Source organism: Meridianimaribacter sp. CL38, from assembly GCF_004328055.1.
In the GTDB taxonomy this organism is placed as follows: domain Bacteria; phylum Bacteroidota; class Bacteroidia; order Flavobacteriales; family Flavobacteriaceae; genus Gaetbulibacter_B; species Gaetbulibacter_B jejuensis.
Window position 1 is genome coordinate 70230 of sequence record NZ_QKWS01000007.1, and the last position, 9674, is coordinate 79903.

Genomic DNA, 9674 nt, shown 5'->3' on the forward strand with positions numbered 1-9674 from the left:
TAGCGGAATATTTTTTGAGTATATTTCGTCTATGAAGAAGATACTTGCCTTATTATTTTTCCTTTGTGTTACTACAGGAGCTTTTGCGTCTTATGTTTTAATTCCTATGGATGCTGAAGGACAGAAAAACCACCTAAAAGCGTATGGAGTTACCTATTGGACTTTAGAAAAGCAACTAAAGGTAAAATGGTTATTGAATTATAGAGGAGGATCGTTTTTGGTTCCTGATACTGAAGAAATTCAGCGAGAATGTCAAATACGTGGTGTAAGTTTTGAAGTGATTTCTAATTCTAAAGCAGAAGAAATACTGGAACTTATTAGTAGTCCTTCAAAAAATATGGAAGCTGTAGTGTTGGAAAAAGCACCAAAAATAGCAGTATATACACCTTATGGTTTACAACCTTGGGATGATGCAGTAACCATGGTACTTACCTATGCCGAAATTCCTTACGATACTATTTATGATGAAGAAGTGCTCAATGATGCCTTATTGTTATACGATTGGTTGCATTTACATCATGAAGATTTTACAGGACAGTATGGTAAGTTTTACCGAAGCTTTAAGTCGGCAGCTTGGTATATTGAAGAAAAGAAAGAAGCAGAAGCATTGGCAGCAAGATTAGGTTACTCTAAAGTATCTCAGGAAAAATTAGCAGTTGCCAAAAAAATTAAAGACTACGTAGTAGGAGGTGGATTTATGTTTGCAATGTGTAGCGCAACCGATAGTTTTGATATTGCTTTAAGCGCAGAAGGTGTAGATATTTGTGAACCCATGTTTGATGGAGATGGTAGTGATCCTGGTTATCAAAATAAAATAGATTACAGTAAAACGTTTGCGTTCAAAGATTATTTATTGGAAAGAAATCCTAATGTGTATGAGTTTTCTTCAATAGATATGACTCAAAAAAGACGTATTCCTAAAACTACAGATTACTTTACGCTTATGGAATTTTCGGCTAAGTGGGATCCTGTTCCTACAATGCTTTGTCAAAATCATACTGCATTGGTAAAAGGTTTTATGGGACAGACTACTGCATTTACTAGAGATGAAATAAAAAGTAATGTGCTTATTATGGGTGAAAACAAAACCAATGGAGAAGCTAAATATATTCATGGTATTAAAGGAAAAGGCTTTTTTACATTTTATGGTGGACACGACCCAGAAGATTATACGCATAGAGTAGGAGACCCAAAAACAGAATTAGATTTGCACCCAACATCACCAGGTTATAGATTAATACTTAATAATGTATTGTTTCCTGCAGCTAAAAAGAAAAAACAGAAGACCTAATAGTTATGAAAACGTTTCAAAAGGAAATTGTACTCACTGCAAAAGAGAGAGGTTTTCATTTAATTACTTCTGAAATCATAAAGAATTTCCCTGAAATTGCTACAATCAATATAGGATTATTACATGTGTTTATTAAGCATACTTCGGCAAGTTTAACCATTAATGAAAATGCTGATGCTACGGTTAGGGCTGACTTTGAAAGTCATATAAATGTTATGGTTCCAGAAAATCAACCTTATTACAAACACAATTATGAAGGTTCTGATGATATGCCAGCGCATATTAAGGCTTCGTTAATGGGAAGTTCTGTTCAAATTCCTATTACAAATGGGAGTTTAAATCTTGGAACGTGGCAAGGAATTTACTTATGCGAACATCGAAATTTTGCTAACGGAAGACGTTTAGTGCTTACTGCTTTTGGCAATTAATTCTTTGTCGTTTATCAACTGTTTTAAAATAAATTCAACACCACCTTCATCATTGCTTTTGGTTTCAAACTTAGCTACTTTTTTTACGTTTGGATGCGCATTTTTCATAGCAAAGCTATAATCTGCTAATTGTAGCATTTCCAAATCATTATTGTAGTCACCAAACACCATAGTTTCTGCTTTGGAAATACCTAAAGTGGTTTGTATTTGCTGTAAAGCATAACCTTTGTTTGTATTGATGTGAGATAAATCTAACCAGTTATTACCAGAAATTTTTACCTGTAAATCATTTTCATAGTTTTTTACATGTGGATACACAAACTCTTCAGATCCGCCAAAACTGTAAACAGCAATTTTTAAAAAATTGTCGTCTAGCACTTCAGTAAGGTCTTCAACTAATTTAAACTGCGTATAATATTCGCTAAACATGAAAATAAAATCATCATCTTTAGACTCAACATACGCATAGTTTTCACCACAAAGTACAATATGAGCATCATCAATAGTTCTTAATAAAACAATAAGTTGATGAATAACCTCAATAGGAAAGTAGTTAGATAGAAGCTGAGTTTTACCTTGTTTAGCAATACCACCATTTTCAGCAATTACAGTAATTTCATCTTTAATGTCATGAAGCTTATCAATTATACTATGGTATTGTCTTCCGCTAGCAGCTATAAAGTGAATGTTATGGTGTTTTAGTTCCTTAAAAATAGAGTAGAAATTATCACTAACTTCTCCTTTAGAATTAAGAAGTGTACCATCCATATCAGTGACTACAAGTTTAACTTGAGATAGATTCATATCGCATTTTTTTCAAAAATACTAATAGGCTTTAAACTCTGTTTAAAATTAAGGTTAACTAATTGTTTTAGTGCGAAGAACCTATATGACAACCACAAGATTCTTTAGTAAAACTTTGGCTAGCTTCATGCCAAGGAAATGCTTGGTTATACTTATTGTTTTCCCAGTAAAATTGAGTTCTTTCTTTTGGTGAGTTACCAATTTCATTCATAGTTTCAGTATCGTATAAACGACCATTAACCATAGTATATATAATACTTTCAGAGTTTTTAATGTCTTCTAAAGGGTTTTTTTCCATTACAATTAAATCAGCAAGTTTTCCAACTTTTAATGAGCCAATATCGTTACCAGCACCAATATAATTTGCGCCATTAATTGTTGCAGCTTTTAAGGCTTCGTGATTTGTCATACCACCTTGTTGAAGCATCCACAATTCCCAATGTGCACCAAGACCTTGTAGCTGACCATGAGCACCAAGATTTACTTTAACTCCTGCATCACTTAGCGCTTTGCAAGTTTTAGAAACTAAAATATGACCGTTTTCATATTCGCTATGAGGAACCATAGTACGATGTCTAGATCTAGAATCTATAATACCTCTAGGTGTATATTTTAAGAGTTTTTCATTTTCCCAAACATTTGTGTTTTGGTACCAAAAGTATTCACCACTCATTCCGCCATAATTAACAATAAGAGTAGGCGTGTAACCTACATTACTACTTCCCCAAAGTTTTAAAACGTCTTTATAAACAGGAGCAACAGGGATATTATGTTCAACACCTGTGTGACCATCCATAACCATTGTCATGTTATGATAAAAGTTTGAACCACCCTCAGGAACCACAAAAATACCTTCTTCTCTAGCTGCTTGTAATACTTGTTGACGTTGATCTCTTCTTGGTTGATTATAACTCTTAACCGATAAAGCACCAAAAGCTTTAGTACGTCTTACTGACGAACGTGCATCTTCAAGATTATTAATTACAGCTTTAAAATCACCATCAGCTCCATATAGAATAAAACCTGTAGAGTAGAGGCGAGGACCAACTAAAGTTCCGTTTTTTTGTAACTCTGATAAGGCAAAAACTGTTTCAGAATTTGCAGAAGGATCATGAGCTGTTGTAACTCCAAATGCTAGATTTGCATAAAATTGCCAGTGTTTTTGAGTTGTAAGTCCGTAACGGAAACCGCCAATATGCGCATGAGCATCAACCATTCCTGGCATTATAGTTTTTCCTGTAACATCATATACTTTTGCGTTAGAAGGAATGGTAACAGCATCGCTTTTACCAATAGCTACTATTTTATTTTCAGTAATAACAATAGTACCGTTTTCAATAACTTCATCACCTTCCATTGTGATTATTCGAGCATCTTTAAAAGCAATAGTTCCATTAGGTTTATCGGTTTTTACTTCGATATTAATTTTAGTTCCGTTCTCAACAAGTTGAATATCTTCTGAAACTCCAGTTGAATAATACATATTACCAAGTGTCCAATGCAATTGCTTACTATCAGAAGACCAATGAAGGTTTATACCAGCATCTTTTGAAAGTTGTGTTACAGGAACAAATTTTGTTTTATCAGTCATATCAAGTGTATGACCAGATTGCGGCATTGGAGCAACATATACTTTATGAAGATGTACAAATGCTATCCATTTGCTATCAGGACTTGGTACTAATCTATTACCATGTTTTGATTTTACAAGAATTTTCTCGTCAAAACCAGCAAGATTAACACTCTTAAGTTCTTTGGTCAAGTCACCAAAATATTGTCCTCCTTTTTGGTAAATAATTCGTGAATCATTAGCATTAAAACTAGGAAACTCGCCTTCTTTTGTTACAAATTTTATATTTGAACCATTAGAGTTCATTATATAAAGACCAGGATTTTTATCAAAAGTTCTTCCTTGTTCATTATTTCCACCTTCTTTTCGGTAAACAATATTTTGTCCATTATGTGAATAAGAAGGATTTCTATAAATTCCTTTTTCATTTGTAAGCTTTGTAGGAGTTCCTCCAGAAGCGGATACTTTATATATTGAACCAAGGTTTTCATCATTCCATGTTACATAAACGATGTCTTTTCCGTTAGGAGAAAAGCTAGGTTCAAACTCAAAATCAGTTCCTTTAGTTAAACGTTTTGGAGTTCCGTTAGGTAATTTTTGAGACCATAAATAACCTAATGCGTTAAACACTAAATGCTTTCCATCAGGAGATGTTACGGCATGTCGTATTACTTTGGCTTCAAAAGTATCAGGAGACACAGGAGTATCAAACTCAACAGCTTTAGCGATTTTTAGTGTAGCATCAACCTGAAAAGGAATATTAGTAACTTCCAAGGAATTGATATTTATTCGGTTTATTTTTCCACCAGACCAAAACACAATGTCTTGGTTGTTTGGCATCCAGTTAAAATTTGGGTATACACCAAAAATAGCCCAAGCTTCTTGTTGGTCTTTGTTTAGCTTGTCATAAAGAGGCCATTCTTCATTGGTTTCTAAATCATGTATAAATAGTACCGATTTTTCACGTACACGTTTTATAAAAGCGAGTTTTTTTCCATCTCTTGACACTTGTGGACGCGCTGCACCACCAGGACCTCCTGTAATTCTATCAATTTCGCCTGTTTTCATATTATATCTGTTTATGACATAAATTTGGCTATTTGGGTCTTTGTTGTATTGAAAAAAGCCTCCAGGATATACGTCTTCACTATAATATAAATACTTGCCATCACTTGAAATGCTAGGTTCATTCACATCTTGTTGGTCATTTTTTCTCGTTGTTAATTGTAAACCTTTACCACCAGTTTTATGATACATCCATAACTCACCAGCACCTGCAGAGCGTGTAGATGTAAAGTGTTTTCTGGCAATAAGATAATTACTGTCAGGTGTCCAAATTGCATTATTGAGAAGTCTGAAATTTTCATTAGTGACTTGTTTAGCATTGTTGCCATCTAAATCCATAACCCAAATATTGTCACCACCACCAGCATCGCTAGTAAATGAAATGGATTTTCCATCAGGACTAAATCTAGGCTGTATCTCAAAAGCTAAACCTTCTCTTAAAACTGTTGCTTTTCCACCGTTGATATCCATTTTATAGATGTCGCCTAACATATCAAAAACAATAAGTTTTCCATTAGGACTAACATCAATATTCATCCATGTACCTTCGTTGGTAGATAGTTTTATGTCTTTAAAATCCCAATTTCCTTGAGGATTTGAAACATTCCAAACACTATCTTTTTTAGTGCCTTGACCAAAAACGCTAAGTGTTATTAATAAAATGAGGGAGGAGATTAGATTAATTTTATTCATCTTAATTGTAAATTATAATAAAGGTGTAAGATAAGATTTATTATCGGTTTTCACTTGAGTGATAAAAGTATAACTATGTTAAAAACAAAAAATCCGATTCATTATGAATCGGATTTTTATAAGCGAATTGTTGTTATTATTTAGGCGAACGCCTTACTTTACTTTGTTTACTATTGCTTCAAAAGCTTCTGGATTGTTCATAGCTAAATCTGCAAGAACTTTACGGTTCAATTCGATATTGTTAGCTTTTAATTTACCCATAAACTTTGAATATGACATTCCGTGTTGTCTAGCTCCAGCGTTAATACGTTGAATCCATAACGCACGAAACGTTCTTTTTTTGTTTCTACGGTCTCTGTACGAGTATTGCATCGCTTTGTCAACCGCATTTTTAGCTACTGTCCAAACGTTTTTACGTCTTCCAAAGTAACCTTTTGCTTGCTTAAGAACCTTTTTTCTTCTGGCTCTTTTAGCTACTGAATTTACTGATCTTGGCATTTCTTAAATTTGTTTTTTGTAGTAGGCGACCTTAATTGGTACTTGCTAAATTGTTTTGCCTAACTCCAGGGTTTATAAATTATTTTAACCGATTAAAACGTTATTACTTTAAACGTAACATAGTTTTAATGTTGTCTTCGTCTGACTTATGTACTAATGTATCATGAGTCAAAGCAAGCTTACGCTTTTTAGATTTTTTAGTCAAGATGTGACTTTTAAAAGCGTGCTTTCTTTTGATCTTACCAGTGCCAGTTAGTTTAAAACGTTTCTTAGCACTTGATTTAGTTTTCATTTTAGGCATTTTCTCCTAGTTTTAATTTACGTTTCGCTTATTATTTTAAGCTGAGAGTTTCTCAGCACTTATTTTATTTTTTTGGAGCAATAAACATGGTCATTCTTTTACCTTCTAATTTTGGCATTTGCTCTACTTTTCCAAATTCTTCAAGGTCTTGAGCTAACCTAAGTAGTAAAATATGTCCTTGCTCTTTAAATACGATAGAACGTCCTTTGAAAAACACAAAAGCTTTCAATTTTGCTCCATCTTTTAAAAACTTTTCGGCATGCTTCTTTTTGAAGTTATAATCATGGTCATCAGTTTGAGGACCAAAACGAATTTCTTTAACTACAACTTTAGAAGCTTTTGCTTTTAAGGCTTTATCTCGTTTCTTTTGTTCATAAAGAAACTTCTTATAATCCATAACCTTACATACTGGAGGATCAGCTTTTGGAGAAATTTCAACAAGATCCAAACCTTGCTCATCAGCAATGGCAAGTGCTTGCTTAGTTGTATAAATTCCTACTTCAACATTATCACCGACTACTCGTACTTTTTCGGCTCTAATTTTTGAATTAATTCTGTGTTGATCTTCTTTTTCAACTCTTCTAGAGTTGTTTCTGTTTCTACGTATTGCTATGGCTATATAATTTTAATTAAACTTAATTTTTTAAAACTGTTTCAAAGATTTTTTTATCTCTTGGTCAACAATATTCGAAAATTCTTGTACAGTAATCATGCCAAGATCTTCTCCACCATGTTGACGCACAGAAACTTTGTTTTCTGATTCTTCATTCTCACCAACAATAATCATGAATGGGATTTTTTTTATTTCGGCTTCCCGAATTTTTTTACCCATAGTCTCATTTCTATTGTCAATTAGGGCGCGAATTTCGTTATTTTCTAACAAATTTAAAACTTTTTTGGCGTATTTTTCATATTTCTCACTAATTGATAAGACAATTACTTGTTCTGGCATTAACCAAAGTGGGAAATTTCCTCCTGTATGTTCTAGCAAAATAGCTATGAATCTTTCCATACTACCAAAAGGTGCACGATGTATCATAACAGGTCTGTGAAGTTCGTTATCACTTCCTCTATATGTTAAATCAAAACGCTCAGGTAAATTATAATCTACTTGTATAGTTCCTAATTGCCACTGTCTGCCCAATGCATCTTTAACCATAAAGTCAAGTTTAGGACCATAAAAGGCAGCTTCACCAGTTTCAATTACATAATTTAGGCCTTTGTCGCTTGCTGCGTTAATAATTGCTTGTTCAGCTTTTTCCCAGTTAGCTACATCGCCAATATATTTGTCGGGATTTTCAGGATCCCTTACAGATACTTGAGCGGTAAAGTTTTCAAAACCTAATGAACCAAAAACGTAAAGCACTAAGTCGATAACGTCTTTAAACTCTTTGTCTAATTGCTCTGGAGTACAAAAAATATGAGCATCATCTTGAGTAAAACCTCTTACACGAGTTAATCCATGTAACTCACCACTTTGCTCATATCTATATACAGTACCAAATTCAGCATAACGCTTTGGTAAATCTTTATAAGACCATTGAGAGTGATTGTAAATTTCGCAATGGTGAGGACAGTTCATGGGTTTTAGTAAAAATTCTTCACCTTCTTTTGGCGTATGAATTGGCTGAAAACTATCTTCTCCGTATTTAGCATAGTGACCAGAAGTAACGTATAGCTCCTTTTGGCCAATGTGAGGTGTTACAACCATTTCGTATCCTGCTTTTTTCTGAGCAACTTTTAAGAAGTTTTCTAAGCGCTCACGTAAAGCCGCTCCTTTAGGTAACCAAAGCGGAAGACCTTGACCTACCTTTTGTGAGAAAGTAAACAATTCAAGTTCTTTACCGAGTTTTCTATGGTCACGTTTTTTAGCTTCTTCTAGTAGTTGCAAATATTCAGTTAACTCTTTTTGCTTCGGAAATGAAATACCATAAACACGTGTTAACTGTTTATTGTTTTCATCACCTTTCCAATAGGCTCCAGCTACACTCAATATTTTAACAGCTTTAACAATTCCAGTGTTTGGTATATGTCCTCCTCGGCATAAGTCAGTAAATGAGTCATGATCACAAAATGTGATAGTACCATCTTCAAGATTTTCTATCAAATCAACTTTATAGTCATTTTTACCTTTATAATAAGATAATGCTTCGTCTTTTGACACTGAACGCATTTTAAAATCATGCTTACCTCTTGCAATCTCCAGCATCTTGTCCTCTATACGCTTAAAGTCTTTGTCAGAAATCACATCATCTCCTAAATCTATATCATAATAAAAACCATTCTCAATAGCAGGACCAACCCATAACTTTGCACTAGGATACAACTCTTCAATTGCTTGTGCTAATATATGAGCCGAAGAATGCCAGAAAGCTTTTTTACCGTCATCGTCATTCCAAGTGTATAAAACCAATGATCCATCTGTCGTTATAGGTGTTGTTGTTTCTACCGTAGTATCATTAAACTTTGCAGAAATAACATTTCTAGCTAACCCTTCACTAATACTTTTAGCGACTTCTATTGGAGTAGTAGCTCCCTCAAACGATTTTATACTGCCATCAGGCAATGTGATGTTTACCATTATAATATATATATGTATGAAAATAAGAATGCAAAGATAATAGGTTAATTACATTCATACAATAATATATAATGTATAAATTTTTACATCTTTATTCATTAAGGATATATATGTATGATTAGCGTTTAAAGGCAGGCTAATCTATAGTGCCTATATGTAGAGGTGAACTATACATAAAGAGAATAGTGGATTAATAGTGTAGAGTTATTTTGTGTGTTTTAAGTTTATGTATATATATGTTTAAAGCGTGCATTTTAGTTTAATGTAACTTTTCAAGAAGTATAAATGATAAGAATATTATATGTAAAGTATTGGTTTATAGGTTGGGCGAAATTTTTCGAGAAAAACATTAAAAAAAAGTAAAAAAAAGTTTGCGATAAAGAAAAAATAGGTTGTATATTTGCAGCCGCTAAAAACGGGAACGTTGAGGCAAAAAGTTCACA

General features: G+C 33.4%; 8 protein-coding genes. 2 read left to right on the forward strand and 6 right to left on the reverse strand.

Going from position 1 to position 9674, the window contains the following annotated elements:
* The first annotated feature begins 31 nt into the window (after positions 1–31).
* Both DMZ43_RS14545 and DMZ43_RS14550 read left to right on the forward strand, forming a co-directional pair.
* Entirely contained in the window at positions 32–1291 is a 1260-nt protein-coding gene (locus DMZ43_RS14545; protein WP_187347871.1) for an asparagine synthetase B, read from the forward strand.
* 5 nt (positions 1292–1296) lie between these two features.
* Positions 1297–1719 carry a secondary thiamine-phosphate synthase enzyme YjbQ gene (locus DMZ43_RS14550; protein WP_131509048.1) on the forward strand — a complete coding sequence of 141 codons (423 nt, stop codon included), beginning with the start codon at positions 1297–1299 and terminating at the stop codon, positions 1717–1719.
* Here DMZ43_RS14550 and DMZ43_RS14555 read toward each other — a convergent pair.
* The 6 genes from DMZ43_RS14555 to thrS all read right to left on the reverse strand — a co-directional run bounded on the left by DMZ43_RS14555 (position 1693) and on the right by thrS (position 9231).
* A complete protein-coding gene (locus DMZ43_RS14555) occupies positions 1693–2523 on the reverse strand; it encodes an HAD family hydrolase (protein ID WP_131509049.1) in 831 nt (276 codons plus the stop codon). The genes DMZ43_RS14550 and DMZ43_RS14555 overlap by 27 nt on opposite strands.
* Positions 2524–2590: 67 nt before the next feature.
* A complete protein-coding gene (locus DMZ43_RS14560) occupies positions 2591–5851 on the reverse strand; it encodes an amidohydrolase family protein (RefSeq protein WP_131509050.1) in 3261 nt (1086 codons plus the stop codon).
* Between the two features lie 153 nt (positions 5852–6004).
* Positions 6005–6349: a 50S ribosomal protein L20 gene (rplT, locus tag DMZ43_RS14565; RefSeq protein ID WP_129761793.1), complete on the reverse strand. Its 345-nt coding sequence runs from the start codon at positions 6347–6349 to the stop codon at positions 6005–6007.
* 103 nt (positions 6350–6452) lie between these two features.
* Positions 6453–6650: a 50S ribosomal protein L35 gene (rpmI, locus tag DMZ43_RS14570; RefSeq protein WP_129761794.1), complete on the reverse strand. Its 198-nt coding sequence runs from the start codon at positions 6648–6650 to the stop codon at positions 6453–6455.
* 64 nt (positions 6651–6714) lie between these two features.
* Positions 6715–7263: a translation initiation factor IF-3 gene (gene infC, locus DMZ43_RS14575; RefSeq protein WP_202865202.1), complete on the reverse strand. Its 549-nt coding sequence runs from the start codon at positions 7261–7263 to the stop codon at positions 6715–6717.
* 30 nt (positions 7264–7293) lie between these two features.
* The gene (gene thrS, locus DMZ43_RS14580; protein ID WP_131509051.1) at positions 7294–9231 is read right to left on the reverse strand and encodes a threonine--tRNA ligase; all 1938 of its coding nucleotides are present in this window, start codon (positions 9229–9231) and stop codon (positions 7294–7296) included.
* Positions 9232–9674 lie beyond the last annotated feature (443 nt).

What these genes read in the sequence shown, in the direction of transcription:
- DMZ43_RS14545 (WP_187347871.1), top strand. Translation starts at nt 32, where the DNA reads ATGAAGAAGATACTTGCCTTATTATTTTTCCTTTGTGTTACTACAGGA.
- DMZ43_RS14550 (WP_131509048.1), top strand. Translation starts at nt 1,297, where the DNA reads ATGAAAACGTTTCAAAAGGAAATTGTACTCACTGCAAAAGAGAGAGGT.
- DMZ43_RS14555 (WP_131509049.1), bottom strand. Translation starts at nt 2,523, where the DNA reads ATGAATCTATCTCAAGTTAAACTTGTAGTCACTGATATGGATGGTACA.
- DMZ43_RS14560 (WP_131509050.1), bottom strand. Translation starts at nt 5,851, where the DNA reads ATGAATAAAATTAATCTAATCTCCTCCCTCATTTTATTAATAACACTT.
- rplT (WP_129761793.1), bottom strand. Translation starts at nt 6,349, where the DNA reads ATGCCAAGATCAGTAAATTCAGTAGCTAAAAGAGCCAGAAGAAAAAAG.
- rpmI (WP_129761794.1), bottom strand. Translation starts at nt 6,650, where the DNA reads ATGCCTAAAATGAAAACTAAATCAAGTGCTAAGAAACGTTTTAAACTA.
- thrS (WP_131509051.1), bottom strand. Translation starts at nt 9,231, where the DNA reads ATGGTAAACATCACATTGCCTGATGGCAGTATAAAATCGTTTGAGGGA.